10 protein-coding genes, 2 tRNA genes and 3 pseudogenes are annotated in these 17,189 nt (G+C 65.8%); 5 read left to right on the top strand and 10 right to left on the bottom strand.

Translation table 11 applies throughout. From position 1 onward, the window contains the following. Positions 1-3 precede the first annotated feature (3 nt). Positions 4-552: a peptidylprolyl isomerase gene (locus L6444_RS00075; protein WP_236984532.1), complete on the bottom strand. Its 549-nt coding sequence runs from the start codon at positions 550-552 to the stop codon at positions 4-6. A gap of 137 nt (positions 553-689) precedes the next feature. On the opposite strand from L6444_RS00075, the gene cwsA reads away from it, so the two are divergent. The 5 genes and pseudogenes from cwsA to L6444_RS30330 all read left to right on the top strand — a co-directional run bounded on the left by cwsA (position 690) and on the right by L6444_RS30330 (position 4,628). Continuing rightward, positions 690-1,115: a cell wall synthesis protein CwsA gene (gene cwsA, locus L6444_RS00070; protein ID WP_236979299.1), complete on the top strand. Its 426-nt coding sequence runs from the start codon at positions 690-692 to the stop codon at positions 1,113-1,115. Between the two features lie 239 nt (positions 1,116-1,354). Then, positions 1,355-1,705, top strand: coding sequence for a VOC family protein (locus L6444_RS00065; protein WP_236979297.1), 351 nt, complete (start codon positions 1,355-1,357; stop codon positions 1,703-1,705). A gap of 94 nt (positions 1,706-1,799) precedes the next feature. Continuing rightward, the gene (locus tag L6444_RS00060; protein WP_236984530.1) at positions 1,800-2,636 is read left to right on the top strand and encodes an SDR family oxidoreductase; all 837 of its coding nucleotides are present in this window, start codon (positions 1,800-1,802) and stop codon (positions 2,634-2,636) included. A gap of 507 nt (positions 2,637-3,143) precedes the next feature. After that, positions 3,144-4,487, top strand: a pseudogene (locus L6444_RS30955) (PE domain-containing protein); the annotation flags it as partial. 12 nt (positions 4,488-4,499) lie between these two features. Further along, positions 4,500-4,628 carry a hypothetical protein gene (locus tag L6444_RS30330; protein ID WP_264916110.1) on the top strand — a complete coding sequence of 43 codons (129 nt, stop codon included), beginning with the start codon at positions 4,500-4,502 and terminating at the stop codon, positions 4,626-4,628. 734 nt (positions 4,629-5,362) lie between these two features. On the opposite strand, the gene L6444_RS00045 is transcribed toward L6444_RS30330, so the two are convergent. The 9 genes and pseudogenes from L6444_RS00045 to dnaA form a co-directional block, all read right to left on the bottom strand. Next, positions 5,363-5,435, bottom strand: a tRNA-Ala gene (locus L6444_RS00045). 148 nt (positions 5,436-5,583) lie between these two features. Further along, positions 5,584-5,657: transfer RNA gene (locus tag L6444_RS00040), tRNA-Ile, on the bottom strand. A gap of 132 nt (positions 5,658-5,789) precedes the next feature. Next, positions 5,790-6,639 (bottom strand): annotated as a pseudogene (locus L6444_RS00035) (DUF3566 domain-containing protein). A gap of 71 nt (positions 6,640-6,710) precedes the next feature. Then, positions 6,711-9,815 carry an intein-containing DNA gyrase subunit A gene (gyrA, locus tag L6444_RS00030; protein WP_236979295.1) on the bottom strand — a complete coding sequence of 1,035 codons (3,105 nt, stop codon included), beginning with the start codon at positions 9,813-9,815 and terminating at the stop codon, positions 6,711-6,713. A gap of 34 nt (positions 9,816-9,849) precedes the next feature. Beyond that, complete coding sequence (gyrB, locus tag L6444_RS00025; protein ID WP_236984528.1) at positions 9,850-11,883, bottom strand: DNA topoisomerase (ATP-hydrolyzing) subunit B; 2,034 nt, start codon at positions 11,881-11,883, stop codon at positions 9,850-9,852. Between the two features lie 245 nt (positions 11,884-12,128). Next, complete coding sequence (locus L6444_RS00020) at positions 12,129-12,677, bottom strand: DUF721 family protein (RefSeq protein ID WP_236979293.1); 549 nt, start codon at positions 12,675-12,677, stop codon at positions 12,129-12,131. Beyond that, a pseudogene (recF, locus tag L6444_RS00015) lies at positions 12,674-13,833 on the bottom strand (DNA replication/repair protein RecF). Before recF ends, L6444_RS00020 begins: the two are co-directional and overlap by 4 nt. Before the next feature lie 16 nt (positions 13,834-13,849). Then, complete coding sequence (gene dnaN, locus L6444_RS00010; RefSeq protein WP_236979291.1) at positions 13,850-15,046, bottom strand: DNA polymerase III subunit beta; 1,197 nt, start codon at positions 15,044-15,046, stop codon at positions 13,850-13,852. A gap of 561 nt (positions 15,047-15,607) precedes the next feature. Continuing rightward, positions 15,608-17,089, bottom strand: coding sequence for a chromosomal replication initiator protein DnaA (gene dnaA, locus L6444_RS00005; RefSeq protein ID WP_236979282.1), 1,482 nt, complete (start codon positions 17,087-17,089; stop codon positions 15,608-15,610). Positions 17,090-17,189: the final 100 nt, after the last annotated feature.

Genomic DNA, 17,189 nt, shown 5'->3' with positions numbered 1-17,189 from the left:
GAGTCAGGAGATGGTGATCGACTCGATGACAACCGGCTCGAGCGGACGGTCGTTGCCGTCGGTGGCCGTGGTGGCGATGGTGTCGACCACACGCTGCGAATCGGGGTCGATGACCTCACCGAAGATGGTGTGGCGCCGGTTCAGGTGCGGGGTCGGACCGACGGTGATGAAGAACTGCGAGCCGTTGGTGCCGGGCCCGGCATTCGCCATCGCCAGCAGGTAAGGACGGTCGAACTGCAGCTCGGGGTGGAACTCGTCGGCGAACTTGTAGCCCGGGCCGCCGCGGCCGGTGCCGGTCGGGTCACCGCCCTGGATCATGAAGCCGCCGATCACCCGGTGGAAGACCGCGCCGTCGTAAAACGGTCCCGACGGACCGCCCGAGGCGTTCTGCGTCGAGTACTCCTTGGTGCCCTGCGCCAGTCCGACGAAGTTGGCGACGGTCTTGGGCGCGTGGTTGCCGAACAAGGCGACCTTGACGTCTCCCCGGTTGGTGTGCAGCGTTGCGGTGGCGGTCTGAATCGGGCTGTTGGTCACGGGATCACAGTCTGCCATCACCCCGCATTCGACCCGCAGCCGGTGCACCCGCGGCATCCCTTTCGGGCATCGGTCGCGCAGGTACTAGCTCGAACGCTCGCTAACTGATAGGACTGCGTAGGACTTTGAGCAGTACACAGAAAGGGCGGCAGCAGATGAGCCGAACCGCGGAAGACCGGTTGACCCCACGCGAGCGACTGACGCGGGGCCTAACCTACTCGGCAGTGGGGCCAGTGGACGTCACCCGCGGCGTTGTCGGACTCGGCGTCCAATCGGCGCACTCGGCCGCGACCGAGGTCCGCCGGCGGTATCGGGAAGGCCAGTTGGCCAAGGAGATCGCCGCCGCACAGGAGACCATCGGCCAGGAGTTGGCCGCGGCGCAGGAAGTGGTCGCCAGCTTGCCGCAGCTGTTGCAGGATGCCCGCCGTAACCAGCGGCGCAGCAAGAAGCCGTGGGTGATCGCCGGCGCGACCGTGGTGGTGCTGGCAGGCGGCGCCGTCGCGTTCAGCATCGTGCGCCGTTCGTCGCGCCCCGAGCCCTCGCCCCGTCCGCCGAGCGTCGACGTGCAGCCGCGGCCCTGATCGAGGCAGTTGGGCCTGCTCTCCTCGACGTCCGCACCGGCGGTTCGCGCACCGTGTCCGAATGTAACTCCCTGTGCGCCAAGTCAATTGGGTCGCTCGACGAGTTCGGTGTTCGGCCGTCGCAACGATAAGCGGCGGTTTCACATCTGCGCTTGTTTCGTCGCCCGGCTGACGAAGTGACACTCGGCCCTAGTCCGACCTTGCGGACCAATACAGCATGGGTCTCCAAGGAGGCATTAATGAGCGAACACGACGTACGAATGATCATCTTGTCGACCGACGACTTGGAGGAGTCGATCCGGTTCTACGAAACCCTGGGCATGACAGTGAAATTCCGCGACGGCGTCCACTTCGCGGCACTCGACGCCGGATCGGTCACCTTGGCGCTGGCGACCGCGGTGGACCATCCCATCCCCGGGCAGGTGGTCGTCGGGATCAAGACCGCCGACGTCGACGCCGCCGCGAAGGCCGCCGAGGCCAGTGGCGGCGGCATCGTGAAGGCCCCCTACGACGACGCACACGAACGGCGCGCCGTGGTCTACGACAACAAGGGCAACGGTTTGGTGTTCTACCGCCCGCTGGGGAGCTGATTTTTCGGGCCTGCTCGTTTCGTCGTTCCGGACATCGTGTGACATGTAAGTCGTGCGGAACGCACTATCGGCCGACGGGACGGGTGGGCAAGACATGTCGCAGTACTTGACGGACAAGGTCGTCATCGTCACCGGCGCTGCCAGCGGCTTCGGCAGGTTGATCGCCGAGAAGTGCGCCGCCGGCGGGGCGAAAGTTGTTGGCATGGACGTCAATCCGGAGAGCTTGGGCGAGGTTTTCGACGGCATCCGGGCCGCCGGCTTCGAGGGCTCCGAACGGGTCGCCGACGTCACCGACCTGACCCAGGTCAAGGCGGTCGCCGAGCACGCTGTCGACACCTACGGCGCCATCGACGTGATCGTGAACAACGCGGGCGTGATGCCGCTGGCTTTCTTCGCCGACCACGAACGTGCCTGGGAGAAGTGGCACCTGGCGATCGACATCAACATCAAGGGTGTGCTCAACGGCATCCTGGCCGTCTACGACACGATGATCGCGCAAGGCCGCGGCCAGGTGGTCAACATCTCGTCCATCTACGGCAACGCCGGCATCGAAGGCGCCGGCGTCTACAGCGCGACCAAGGCGGCGGTGGATGCGCTCTCGGATTCGCTGCGGGTCGAGGCGCAGGGCAAGATCAAGGTCTCCACGATCAAGCCAACCGGCGTGCTGGGCACCAACTTGGCCAGCTGGATCGTCAACCCCACCGCGATCAGCGGCATCACCGCCCAACGCGGCGGCCAGTTCTTCGACAACCTCGCCAAACTGCAGGGGGAGGGGCTTCGTCCCGAACAGACCGATGTGGACTCGATCGAGTACTGGCTGATCAACCCGGATGATCTGACGGACGCCGTGATCCACGTCATCGACCAGCCGTGGGGAATCAACATCAGCGACGTCACCGTGCGAGCCAGCGGCGAGAACTACGTGTACTGAACTGCGCTTTTACGCTGTGGAGCCGGTGGGTCCAGACTCGAGCCCTACGCACATCTGAAAGGAAATGGTCTGACCTGCGGCTGGAAAACCACACTGCCGGGTGGCCGTGCGAAACGTGACCGAGCTGTTCGAGCGTAGGTGTGCCGGGTCGCGTCCATGGCATCGCTGATGCAGTTGTTGCCGTGGTCGACACCGGGACTTCGTAAGTATTCGATCGGTGTGCCGGCCTCGTCGAGTTCCGCTGCGTACCTGCGTGCTTCGTCGCGATACCGGCCCTGTTCGGCGGTGATGTGCGGCTGAGTCAGTCGAGCGCGTCGGCCTGCCGGCCGCCGCTCATCGAACGCGCTCTCGCGCGTGCACAGCGTGCCCAACCGCCTTCCGCTCCAACTGGATAACAAGTGCGGGAAGCCAGACAAATATTCGCGTCAATCGCCTATGCATTCCTTCGCGGTCTGTTAATTTGCGGAAACCGATGCAGCGACGGATGTAAAGCATCAGGGGGCATTGATGTCGTATGTAATGGCGACTCCGGACGTGTGCGCTTGGGCGGCCTCCGATCTGGCAGGTGTTGGGTCCGCATTAAGCGCTGCGAACGCCGCCGCGGCCGCCCCGACCGGCGTGGTGGCAGTCGCGGCGGCTGATGAGGTGTCGGCCGCGGTCGCGGCGCTGTTCTCCGACTACGCCCTGGCTTATCAGAGATTAGCTGCGCTCGCGGCGGCCCTCCACGACCGCTTCGTCGTGGCGTTGAGCGGGGCGGCCACCGCGTATTCGCAGGCCGAGGCCGCCAGTGCCTCACCCCTGCAAATTATCGAGCAGGGCGTGCTGGGCGCGGTCAATTCGCCATTTTTGACGGTCACCGGACGCCCGCTGATCGGCAACGGCGTTAACGGTGCGCCGGGTACCGGACAGGACGGCGGGGCCGGTGGGTGGTTGTTCGGCAACGGCGGCGACGGCGGCTCCGGGACAACAGGCGGCGGCGCGCATCCCAACCCGAACGGTGGTACCGGCGGTAACGGCGGGGCCGCCGGACTGTTGTGGGGACACCCGGGCGCTGGGGGTGCGGGTGGGGCCACAGACGCCGGCGTCGGGGGACGGGCGGGATTGGCGGCGCAGCCGGGCTGTTCGGCGCCGGCGGAGCTGGCGGCCACGGTGGGACCAGCTACTTGAACGGCGGCGCCGGCGGCGCCGGCGGCAGCGGCGGCGTGCTGTTTGGGACGGGCGGGATCGGCGGCGCCGGCGGCTTCGGCGTCGGTGGCGTACCAGGGACCGGTGCGGGCGGCGCCGGCGGCGCGGGCGGCCAGGCTTTGCTATTGGGCGCCGGCGGTGCGGGTGGTGCAGGCGGTGCCGGCGGGGCGCTGGTAGGCGGAAGCGGCGGTCACGGCGGAGCCGGTGGCTTGCTGTCCGGCAATGGTGGCAGTGGTGGCACCGGCGGCCATGGCGTCAATTTCGGCGGTCAAGGCGGGGACGGCGGAAACGGCAATGGGTTTTTCGGCACGGGCGGCACGGGCGGCACGGGCGGGGACGGCAAAACCGGCGGGGCCGGCGGGGCTGGCGGCGACTCCGCCATGGTGATCGGGTCCGGCGGCTCCGGCGGCTCCGGCGGCTCGGCCGGAGGTAGCGCCAGTAACGCCGGAGGCACCGGCGGAGCAGGTGGCAATGCTCGCGGGTTATTAGGCTCGGGCGGCACCGGCGGCACCGGAGGCGCGGCGGCGGAAACGCTGGTGTCGGCTTGGGCGCTCCCGGTGGGGCCGGTGGGCACGGGGGCACGCCGCGCTGATCGGTGACGGCGGCAACGGTGGGCAAGGAGGCGACGGGTACATCATCTCGTCCGTCGGCGGACGTGGCGGGGACGGGGGCGACGCCGTGCTGATCGGGGCGGGTGGCAACGGCGGCAACCCCGGGCTCCCCAACGGCGAGATTTTGGGCGTCCCAGGCGCTCCCGGCGCCGCCGGGGCGCTGTTCGGACTATCCGGATTTGCCGGGACGCTCTGACAGTGGCTGAGTGGAACCAGGCGATTGCGATCTAGGTTCAGACTTGGGACTGCGCCCGCAAATCTCGGCGTGAACCGCACGGTAAGGCGTCGTCGCAGACGATCAATCTAGCGCGATCGCCAGACCGCTGATCTCGCAAAGGACGATGGTGTCACGCTCCTAAAGTTCTTCTCGCCCATGGCATTACGTAACACGGCAATCGCGGCGTCGTAGTCTGCTTGGTAGATCCGGAAACGGACCTCGCCGTACGCCGTCGCACGGCTGCGGACGCGCCAGAGAGACTCGCCGCTTCAGGCTGGCTACCTGTCTCGCTGGCCACGGGGCGGCGAGGCAGTCGATGACATCGGGGATGCTCAACCAAGCCTGGACTGCGCCGCATCCAGTACGGCGCACCACAGCTGAGCCCACGCGAGGTACAAACACAACCCCCACACCCACTTACGCATTCGCCACGACACCATCGACCAATTCGGCAAACTCACCCTGCGCCACGGCAGCCGCCTACACCACCTCGGCGTCGGCCGCCCCCACGCCGGCACCCCGGTACTGATCCTCGTCACCACCAACACCGTCACCGTGATCAGCAAAACCGGCCACCACGTCCTCAGCAGCCACCACATCGAAGCCACCAAAAACTACTGGCGCAACCAAAACAAAAACCCCGGCCGATGGCCGGGGAATCTGTAACCGATGACGCGACTCATGTGTAACCCATGACCCGACTCATCACAAAGTGGAGCCTAGGGGAATCGAACCCCTGACACCCGCCTTGCAAAGGCGGTGCTCTACCAACTGAGCTAAGGCCCCTGGGGGTCAGAGGCCTGACCAGAGGATGGATCGGGCGCCACGTGCCAGACCTCGACGTCGCGCCGCGACCGCACTACGGCCGCCGCGCCCAGGGCCGCCGCCAGCGGCAATACCCATTTCAAATGACGTCGTGTCGAGAACATGATCGTGGGCCTAGGAGGACTCGAACCTCCGACCTCTTCGTTATCAGCGAAGCGCTCTAACCGCCTGAGCTATAGGCCCGTAACTGCGCATACGGACGAGCGACGAGATTACCCCACCGGCCGCCCGACTCCCAAAACGCCGTGGTGATCGCAAGCGCGTCTCGGCCGGGCGCAGCGGGTCGCCACCATCGAACCCGTCCCGCTCGGCTCTTTAGTCCCGATCCGCCAACGTCACCTCAATACCGCCGATCAGATCTGTCGTGAGGTTGTAGACGAACGCGGCGATGGTGGCCATCGCCGTCATCAACACGATGTTGACCAACCCGATCAGCACCGCCCCGCCGAAGATGGTGCCGCTGGACACCAGTTCGCCGCTGCTACCGCTGGTGTTGTTCAGCAGGTCCCCGACGTTGCTGTTCAGCTTGGACCACACTCCCATGCCGCCGAGTACCAGGTAGAGGAAGGCCACCGCGATCATCCAGACGAAGAACAGCGCCACCGACAGCAGCAGCGACACCTTCAGGGTGCTCCACGGATCGATGCGCCGGATCTGCATGCTGGCGCGCACCGGCCCCCGGCCCCGCCGGGACCCGACAGCCACCGCGCGGGATTCCCGCGCCTCCCCGGCCGTGCGGCCCGACGAAGTCGCGGTGTCCGCGCTGCGTTCGGGGGTGGACTTACGCTGCGTCGGCCGCGGAATCGGCCCGGACAGGTCGGGCAGCTCGCTGGCGTACGCCTCCGCGGGCGTATTGTCGGCGCGCGCCGCCGGCGGCTCCTTCGACGGGTTTGCCGGGGTGGGGTGGGCGTCGAACCACCCGAGATGAAGCGGTTCAGACGAGCCTCCGAGCTGGTGGGGTGCGGACGTCGGTGGGTGGATCAGCCGCCGGTCGCGGCCCGGACTGCGAGGTGGTCCTGGCGGCCCCGCGCTGCCAGGGCGGCGAGTCCGCGGCATCCGGCGCCCGCCCGGTCGCGGCCCGGTGTGCGCCGGCGCGTTCTGCTGCCCCGTCGCCGTTCGGGTTGTCACCCGGACTGGGCGCGCCCGGCTCGTTCGGTGAACTCACCCCGACTCCTCACATGTTCTGCTCAAGTAGCTGAGTCTATGCCGGGTTCGCCGTAAGCCGACCCCCGCCCGCTAGCTACTCGATTCCTCGCCGTCTTCACCGGTCACGTCCACGTCGTCGGTGGCGCTTTCCTCGGCGTTGCGGGCGATCGCCAGCAAGGTGTCGCCTTCGCCGAGGTTCATCAGGCGAACACCCTTGGTCTGCCGACCCGCTTTGCGAACCTGACGCGCCGCGGTCCGGATCACCCCACCACCGGAGGTGATCGCGTAGAGCTCACTGTCGTCGTCGACGATCAACGCGCCGACCAGCCGGCCGCGCCGGCGGTCGTACATGACGGTGAGCACACCCTTGCCGCCGCGGCCCTGTACCGGATACTCCTCGATCCCGGTGCGCTTGGCATATCCACCGGAGGTGGCCACCAACAGATAGGTGCCTTCCCGCACCACGTTCAGCGACAGCAGCCGGTCGTCGGCGTTGAACCGCATGCCCTGCACCCCGGAAGTGGCGCGGCCCATCGGCCGCAGCGCCTCGTCGGTGGCCGAGAACCTGATGGACTGGCCGTTAGCCGACACCAGCAGCAGGTCTTCCTCGGCCGAGCACAGCACGGCACCCACCAGTTCGTCTTCGCCGCGCAGATTGATGGCGACAATTCCGCCCGAGCGGTTGGAGTCGAAATCGGTCAGCTTGGATTTCTTCACCAGCCCGTTCTGGGTGGCCAGCACCAGATACGGCGCGTCCTCGTAACTCTTGATCTGGATCACCTGCGCGATGCGCTCCTCGGGCTGGAACGCCAGCAGGTTCGCCACATGCTGGCCGCGCGCGGTGCGGGAGGCCTCGGGCAGTTCGTAGGCCTTGGCCCGGTACACCCGGCCTTGGGTGGTGAAGAACAGGATCCAGTCGTGGGTCGAGCAGACGAAGAAGTGCCGCACGATGTCGTCCTGTTTGAGCCCGGCGCCCTGCACGCCTTTGCCGCCGCGCTTTTGGCTGCGGTACAGGTCGGTCTTGGTGCGTTTGGCGTAGCCGGTCTCGGTGATGGTGACCACGACGTCCTCGCGGGCGATCAGGTCTTCGTCGCTGACGTCGCCGTCGGCGGCGATGATCCGGGTGCGACGGTCGTCGCCGTGCTTTTCGACGATCTCGCCGAGTTCGTCGCGAACGATGCCGCGCTGTCGCTCGGGTTTGGCGAGAATGTCTTCCAGGTCAGCGATTTCGGCTTCGATCTTGGCCAGGTCGTCGACGATGCGCTGCCGCTCCAGGGCTGCCAGGCGGCGCAGCTGCATGTCCAGGATCGCCTGTGCCTGGATCTCGTCGATGTCGAGCAATTCGATCAGGCCTTGGCGGGCGATGTCGACGGTCTGCGAGGCGCGGATCAGCGCGATCACCTCGTCGAGCGCGTCGAGCGCTTTGACCAGGCCGCGCAGAATGTGGGCCCGCTCGTTGGCTTTTCGCAACCGATAGGTGGTGCGCCGGATGATCACGTCGAGTTGGTGTTCGACGTAGTAGCGGATCATCTGGTCCAGCCGCAGCGTGCGTGGCACCCCGTCGACGATGGACAGCATGTTGGCACCGAAGCTGGTCTGCAGCTGGGTGTGCTTGTACAGGTTGTTCAGCACCACCTTGGCCACCGCGTCGCGCTTGAGTTCGACGACGATGCGCAGACCGACCCGGTCGCTGGACTGGTCCTCGATGTTGGAGATGCCGGCCAACCGGCCGTCGCGGACCTGTTCGGCGATCGAGGTGATGAAGTTGTCGTGGTTGACCTGATACGGCAGCTCGGTGATCACCAGCGAGGTGCGGCCGCGCGAATCTTCTTCTACCTCAACGACTCCGCGCATCCGGATGGAACCGCGGCCGGTCTTGTAGGCATCGGAGATGCCCTGGGATCCGACGATCAGACCGGAGGTGGGGAAGTCGGGGCCCTTGACCCGTTCCATGACCGCTTCCAGCGTCGCCTCTTCGTCGGCGTCGTGGTTGTCCAGGCACCAGAACACCGCCTCGGCCAGCTCGCGCAGGTTGTGCGGCGGGATGTTGGTGGCCATGCCGACCGCGATGCCGCCGGATCCGTTGGCGAGCAGGTTGGGGAACCGGCTGGGCAGCACGGTCGGCTCTTGCACCCGGCCGTCGTAGTTGGGGATGAAATCGACTGTCTCCTCGTCGATTTCACGCAGCATCTCCATGGCCAGCGGGGTGAGCCTGGCCTCGGTGTTATGGCTGACGAATCCGTTGGTGATGAAAGCGTGGTCCTGCGTGTCGACGCGGAGGCTGTACACCGGTTGGGAGCCGGCTTCGGTGACAGAGGCGACTTTGGTGTAGTAGAAGCGACCGTCGGTGAGATCGGTTGCGATAGCGGACGCATCGGGATCGTCCGCGTAGTTCCGGAGGAATTCGGCGAGGCCAGGCACCTCCTCGACAGTGGGGACTACGCGGGTTTTCGCCCGAGCGAAACGTGCATGGCCCCCACGCTCGGAGCTCAGCACCACGTAGTCGCCGGGTCGAATCTCCTCGATCAGCTTCCACAGCAGTGTCGGCACACCGCGAAGATCGACCAGGCATAGCAGCGGGTGATTCGCGGTTCCGGTGACTTCGTGCCCGCCCTGCGTGCGCACCCGGAATGTCGGATGTTGACCCGAGTGAAACAACCGATCTGCAATCACGGGGTTTCCGTGCCGATCGAGCACCTTCAACTCGATGACGTTGTCACTATTGGGTTTAGCGCCCGGGACTACATCGCAGATTCGGATAGCGCGGCCCTCGGGCAGCCAGACCATCGTATCTCCGGTGACGCAGTACCTCATCGCCGCCGGCGGATCATTGCCCGGCGAACCGAAGTTGCCCTGCCCGTCGACCAGTGGGTAGCGCAGCGACCACGGCTGCGCCATGCGCACCAGGGTGTCGTAGATCGACGCGTCACCGTGCGGGTGGTAGTTGCCCATCGTCTCGGCCACCGAACGCGCCGACTTGGCGTGGCTGCGGTCCGGGCGGAATCCCGAGTCGTACATCGCATACAGCACCCGGCGGTGCACCGGTTTGAGGCCGTCGCGCACCTCCGGCAGGGCGCGGCCTACGATCACGCTCATCGCGTAGTCGATGTAGCTGCGCTGCATCTCCTGCTGAATGTCGACCGGTTCGATGCGGTCGCCGGCTTCGCCACCCGGCGGCAGCGTGGTGTCTGTCATGTGGTCCTCGTTTGTCGTTGAACGCCAACCGGTTTTAGACGTCCAGGAAACGGACGTCCTTGGCATTGCGGGTGATGAAGCTGCGACGCGCATCCACGTCCTCGCCCATCAGGATGGAGAACAGTTCGTCGGCCGCCGCGGCGTCGTCGAGGGTGACCTGGCGCAACACCCGCACGCTGGGGTCCATGGTGGTTTCCCACAGCTCCTTGGCGTCCATCTCGCCCAGACCCTTGTAGCGCTGAATCCCATCTTCTTTGTTGATCTTCTTGCCGGACTTCAGCCCGGCCTCCAGCAGACCGTCACGCTCGCGGTCGGAGTAGGCGAATTCGGGGTCGCTGCGCTGCCACTTCAACTTGTACAGCGGCGGCTGGGCCAGGAACACGTGCCCGTTCTCGATCAGCGGGCGCATGAACCGGAACAGCAAGGTCAGCAGCAGCGTCGAAATGTGTTGGCCGTCAACGTCGGCGTCGGCCATCAGCACGATCTTGTGGTAGCGCAGCTTGGTCAGATCGAACTCGTCGTGGATGCCGGTGCCCAACGCGGTGATGATGGCCTGAACTTCGGTGTTCTTCAGCACCCGGTCGATGCGGGCCTTCTCGACGTTGATGATCTTGCCGCGCAGCGGCAGGATCGCCTGGAACATCGAGTCGCGGCCGCTCTTGGCCGAGCCGCCGGCCGAGTCGCCCTCCACCACATACAGTTCGGACTTGCGCGGATCCGTCGAGCGGCAGTCGGCGAGCTTGCCGGGCAGACCACCCAGATCGGTTGCGCTCTTGCGGCGCACCAGTTCTCGGGCCTTGCGCGCCGCGATCCGGGCCTGTGCAGACGAAACCGCCTTGTTGACAACGGTTTTCGCTTCCGACGGGTTGGCCTCGAACCAGTGTGTCAACTGTTCGTTGCAGACCTTCTGGACGAACGATTTGACCTCGGTGTTGCCCAGCTTGGTCTTGGTCTGGCCCTCGAACTGCGGCTCGGCCACCTTCACCGAGATGACCGCGGCCAGGCCTTCGCGGATGTCGTCGCCGGTGAGGTTGGGGTCCTTGTCTTTGAGCAGCTTCTTGTCTTTGGCGTATTTGTTCACCACCGAGGTCAGCGCGCTGCGGAAGCCCTCTTCGTGGGTGCCGCCCTCATGGGTGTTGATGGTGTTGGCGAAGGTGTGCACCGATTCGGAGTAGCCGCTGTTCCACTGCATCGCGATCTCGACTTCGTGGCCCTCACCTTTGCCCTCGAAAGCGATGACGCTCTGCTGGATCGGGCTCTTGGTCCGGTTGATGTGTTTGACGAAGTCGATCAGGCCGCCGGGGTAGTGGAAGGTGCGGTGCTTGACCTTTTGTGGCCCAGCCGATTCCGCTTTCTTCTCTTCGGCCGACTTGGGTGCTTCGGCGGTGTCGCTGACGACCTCGTCGACCACCTCTTCCTGGGTGACGCGTTCGTCGGTGAGGTTGATGGTCAGGCCCTTATTCAGGAAGGCCATCTCCTGCAGCCGGCGCGCAACGGTCTCGAAGTCGTACTCGGTGGTCTCGAAGATGTCGGGGTCAGCCCAGAACCGGATCGTGGTGCCGGTCTTACGGGTGGCCTCACCCTGTTTGAGGGTGCCCGGCACGGCGCGGTCGTAGTGCTGCGACCATTCGTAGCCGTCGCGTTTGATGTCGACTTCCAGGCGGGTGGACAGCGCGTTGACCACCGACACACCGACGCCGTGCAGACCACCGCTGACGTTGTAGCCGCTGTTCTCGCCGCCGAACTTGCCGCCGGCGTGTAGCTGGGTCATGACGACGTCGACGGTGGGCGCTCCGGTAGCGTGCATGGCCACCGGGATACCGCGGCCGTTGTCGGCGACCTCGACGCTGCCATCGTCGCGCAGTTTCACGTCCACCTGGGTGGCGTAACCGGCCATCGCCTCGTCCACCGAGTTGTCCACCACTTCCCACACGAGGTGGTGCAGACCTCGCTCGCCGGTGGACCCGATGTACATGCCTGGGCGTTTGCGGACGGCCTCGAGGCCTTCGAGAACGGTGATCGCCGACGCGCCGTATTCGTCTTGCGCCTTCTTCTTCTGGGCAGCCACGGTCGGAATGCTCTCCTTGGGGTTGCATGCGAGCGGTTCCGTCACCGCAGCGGTCGCATCATGTCAGTCTACCGTGAACCACCGTCAGGACCGATTTTGTGGGTGCGTTTCCACCCATCTGATTGCGCCGTGCGCTCAATTTCTTCGCTGGGGATGCGTCCCGACGTTCCAGATGCGGGTCTGTGAATTTCTGGCGGCTCTGAGGCGGCGTCAGGAGTGCCCTCGTCACGCCGGTTGGGCGCCCGCTATCCATAGGTGTCGCGCGGCCCCCGACCCCCGGAATACTTCTGTCCTTTACGCCACGACGGCCGGGCCGGGCCGGTGATTTTCAGCGACGTCACCACCCCGTTGCCGACCGCCGCCGCGATCTTGGCCAACAGCTGACTCTGCATCAGCCGCAACTGGGTGGCCCAGGCCGTCGACTCCGCCGTCACACTGAGCACCCCGTCGTTCAAAGCGGTCGGGGTCGCATGATCGGCGATCTGGTGACCGACCACCGTATTCCACTGACCGAACACCGCGCCCTCGGCGACCTGCGATGTCCACCCGCGCTGCTTGGCCAGATCCCGAGCCAACCGCCCCAATGGCTGCGGGTCGCGAGCGTCCGGACCCGGCCCCGACCATCGCCGCCGCGATCCGGCGACCCGGCGCCGCGGCGCCAACGGCGACGCACGTCCCAGTCCCGCGTCCTGGCCGCGTTCACGGGCCGCGGCCCGCGCTTCCTCGAGAGTTCGCCGCACCAGGTCGATGCCGCGCTGGTTTACCGCGTCTTGCTCGTCCGGCTCTGCACTCACCACACCACCTCCGACACCGAACCGGTCTCGCCGTCGCGCAATTCGACGTACATCTGCTTGGCGTCCCAGCCGTCGGGAATGTCTTCGGGCACCGCCGCGGTCACCAACACCTGCTCGGCGGATTCGGCGACCGCCGCCAGCGCCGACCGGCGTTTGACGTCGAGCTCGGCGAACACGTCGTCGAGCAACAGCACCGGGTCGCTGCCCTCGGCCCGCAACAACTCGTAGGCCGCCAGCCGCAGCGCCACCGCGAACGACCATGATTCGCCGTGACTGGCGAACCCCTTGGCGGGTTGATCGCCCAGCCGCAACTCCAGATCGTCGCGGTGCGGTCCGACCAGACACACCCCGCGCTCCAACTCGGCGTCCCGACGTGCAGCCAGCGCCGTCAACAACGCCACTTCCAGAGTCTGCGGATCTGCCACCCCCGCGGCATCAGGCACCACCGAATCGATGCTCGCACGGTAAGTGATTGCAGCAGAACGTGATTCGGGAGCCAGCAGCTCGTAGGCCTTCTGCACCTGCGGGGCCAGCTCGTCGGCCAGCGCGATCCGTGCCGACATCAACTGCGCGCCATGCTCGGCCAGTCTGCTGTCCCACACCTCCAGCGTGTCCAGCGCACCGCGGTCACCGCGAAATCGGGCCCCCCGACAACGACTTCAGCAACGCGGTGCGCTGCCGTAACACTTTGTCGTAGTCGGCGCGCACACCGGCCAGCAACGGACGCCGCACCGTGGCCAATTCGTCCAGATACCGGCGCCGGTCGGCGGGGTCGCCGCGCACCAGCGACAGGTCCTCCGGGGCGAACAACACTGCCCGCAGCACCCCGACGATCTCGCGGGTGCTGCGTACCGGCGACCGGTTGAGTCTGGCCTTGTTGGCCCGGCCGGCAGCGATCTCAAGGTCGACGGCACATTCCCCTGCCCTCGTTCACCACGATGGTCGACACCACGGCACGGTCGGCGCCGACCCTGATCAAGGGCGCGTCGGTGCCGACCCGATGTGACGACAAGGTGGTCGAATACCACAGCGCTTCAAGCAGATTCGTCTTGCCGTACCCATTGCGCCCGACGAAGACGGTGCGGCCCGGGCTCAGGTCGAGGTCCACCTGCTGCCACGACCGGAAATCACGCAAGCCCAGATGCCGGACGTACACGTGCGCGTTGCAGCGATCAGCCGGGCAGCCGCACCGGCATCAACAGGTACACGTAATCCGTGGCGACGGCGGGGAACGGCCCGTTGCCGGTGGGCACCTCGTCATCGGCCGAAGCCGGGCGCAACAGTGCCGGCTTGCCCGGCGTGGTGAACCCGAACGACACCCGCTCGGAATGCAGTGACCCCAGACCGTCGGTCAGATAGTTCGGGTTGAATGCGATCGTCAACGGCTCGCCGGCATAGTCGACGGCCAGGTCCTCCTCGGCGCGGCCGACGTCGTCGGCGCCGGCCGACAGCCGCAGCATGCCGTCGGAGAATTCCATCCGGATCTGCGCGCCACGATCGGCCACCAGCGCGACCAGTTTGATCGCCTCGGTTAGTTCGGCCACGTTGATGGTGGCCACCGCCGTGTGTTCGGCCGGCAGCAGCTGGCGGAACTTCGGGAATTCGGCATCCAGCAACCGGGTAGTGCTGCGCTTGCCGTTGCCGCTGATGCCCAGCAGGCCGTCTTTGCCGACGCCCGATCCCGACCCCAGCGACAGCCGCACGTCCGAGCCGTCCGTACCGGCTTTGGCCGCCTCGGCCAGCGTCTTGGCCGGCACCAGAACCGAGGCTTCGATGTCGGGGGACAGCGCCGTCCAGGTCAGCTCCCGCACCGCCAGCCGAAACCGGTCGGTGGCGGCCAAAACCACCGTCTCCCCGGAGATCTCGACGCGAATGCCGGTCAGCATGGGCAGTGTGTCGTCACGCCCGGCGGCGATTGCGACCTGGCCGATCGCCTCGGCGAACAGTTCGGCGGGCAGCGTCCCGGTCTCGTCGGGCAGCGCCGGCAGCGTCGGGTAATCCTCCACCGCCATCGTCGGCAGTGAGAATCGGGCACTACCGCAGGTCAGCGCCACCCGGTTACCGTCGACGTAAAAGTCCACCGGCTTGTTCGGCAACGCCCGGGTGATGTCGGACAACAATTTCCCTGACACCAAAACGCTTCCCGGAGAAGCTATCTCAGCCGGAACCTGAACCTCGGAGGACACCTCGTAGTCGAATCCGGAGATCGTCAGCCCGTCGTCGGAGCCGGTCAGCAGAACCCCGGAAAGCACCGGCACGGTGGGTCGCGACGGCAGGCTCTTGGCCACCCACGACACCGCCTCGGCAAAGGACTCCCGAACCAGACGAAACCTCAGATCGGTGACCGCCCGTGTTGTAGCCGCGTCCATTGCGTCCCTTCACCTAACAGTGAAACTCGAAATTCAGGGCCGGCTCCCCCGCCGGCGGTGGGGACTCGCCGTGGCGAGCGCCGCCGGCGGACCCATCCGCCGCGACGGCCGCAACAGCAGTCGAAGAACAACCGTAGAGCTTCTCGAGCCAACTTGAAAGCTAATCGACAACCCCGACAGACCCGCCCGCAGAGGGGTCGGCGAGGCCACCGCGACGGGATGTCCCCAAGCCACTACTTCAAAAGAGAATCGAGGAAGATATTTCAATATCAGTAATAGGGGATGTGCAATCTGGGGACAGCCGCGTCTAACCGCAGCTAGCGGGCCGGGGCGGGTGTGGATGACGGCGACCGGAGTTGTGTAATCCGCGGTGGAGCAGTGGGGATGAATCACCGGTGTGCACCGGCAGCGCAGTAGTGCACCGCAGTTTGAGTAGGTTGTGCACAGGTCTACCCACACCACGTCGGTGTTGCTGGTGTGACTCGAGGTAGAGAAGTTTTTGGGAAAAAATTGCGCGGGAACCGCTGCCTGCACGGCCGCTGGCCCGCGGTCGAGCCCGATTCAGCGCTTGGAACGCTGCCGGATCCGAGTGGTGAGTTCCTTGACGTTGTCGAAGATCTCACGGCGTTGAGCCATTTCGCCGCGAATCTTCTTCTCCGCGTACATCACCGTGGTGTGGTCGCGGCCGAAGGCCTGGCCGATCTTGGGCAGCGACAAGTCGGTGAGCTCACGGCACAGGTACATCGCGATCTGCCGGGACTGCGCCAAGGGCCGGGCTTTGCCGGGGCCGCGCAGTTCCTCGACCGTGGTGTCGAAGTACTCGGCGGTGGCCGCCATGATGGTCGCCGCACTGATTTGCATGCCGCTGGCATCGGCGATCAGGTCGCGCAGCACGATTTCGGCCAGGGCCTTGTCGATCGGTGTCTTGTTCAACGAGGCGAACGCGGTGACCCGGATCAGGGCGCCTTCGAGTTCACGGATATTGCGTTCGATGCTGCTTGCAATCAGCTCGAGCACATCGTCGGGCACGGCCAACCGTTCGACTTGTGCTTTCTTGCGCAGGATCGCGATCCGGGTCTCCAGGTCCGGTGGCTGCACATCGGTGATCAGGCCCCACTCGAATCGCGTCCGCAGCCGGTCTTCGAGGGTGGCCAGCTGCTTGGGGGGACGGTCGGACGAGATGACGATCTGCTTGTTGGCGTTGTGCAGTGTGTTGAAGGTGTGGAAGAACTCTTCCTGGATGCCGTCCTTGCCCTCGATGAACTGGATGTCGTCGACCAGCAGCACGTCGACATCCCGGTAGCTGCGTTTGAACGACACCTTGCGGTCGTCGCGCAGCGAGTTGATGAAGTCGTTGGTGAATTCCTCGGTGGAGACGTACTTGACCCGCATGCCGGGGAACAGTCGTTGCGCGTAGTTTCCGGCCGCATGCAGCAGATGGGTTTTCCCCAAACCCGACTCGCCCCAGATGAACAGCGGGTTGTAGGCACGGGCGGGTGCCTCGGCGATGGCCAGGGTCGCTGCGTGCGCGAACCGGTTGGAGGAGCCGATGACAAAGGTGTCGAACGTGTAGCGCCGGTTGAGGCTGGTGCCGCCGGACGCCGAGTTGTCGGTGGTGTGCGGGCGGTCGGTGAAGTACGTCGGCCAGGTTTGGGTGCCCTCGGCGGTACCGTTCGGGTCGTCGTCGGTCGGTTCCGGATCGTCCTCGGCCGCCGCGGCATCAGGCTGGGCGGGCACCTCGTCGTCGGCCGGCGGCGGGGCGATCCGAACGCCGAGTTGAATCTGCTGTTGCAGCCGCCGACTGAGCGCTTCGGTGATCGGGTTGCGCAGGTGGCGCTCGATCTCGTTCTGGACGAACACGCTGGGCACCGACAGCAGCGCAAACCCCTCGACGATGGTCAGGGGCTGAACCAGCTTGAGCCAAGCCTTTTGCTGAGGTGTCAGGGGAGTGGCCGGAGTGGACCCGTTGCCGGAGTCACCGTTGAGTTCGGTGACGACCGCATTCCACACCGTGGCGAATCCGGAACCGGGGTCATCAGTCAACGACGCATCTCCTGGTTCGACGGTCGAGGTACATCTTGAGGTGGTGAGTAACACCTGTCCACATGGTTATCCACAGATGTGGAAGGACGGTCGATAACAT

Origin of the sequence: Mycobacterium kiyosense (genome assembly GCA_021654635.1) — a bacterium.
Lineage (GTDB): Bacteria > Actinomycetota > Actinomycetes > Mycobacteriales > Mycobacteriaceae > Mycobacterium > Mycobacterium kiyosense.
The sequence above is the reverse complement of the archived record's forward strand: the minus strand, read 5'-3'. Positions and strand labels throughout refer to the sequence as shown.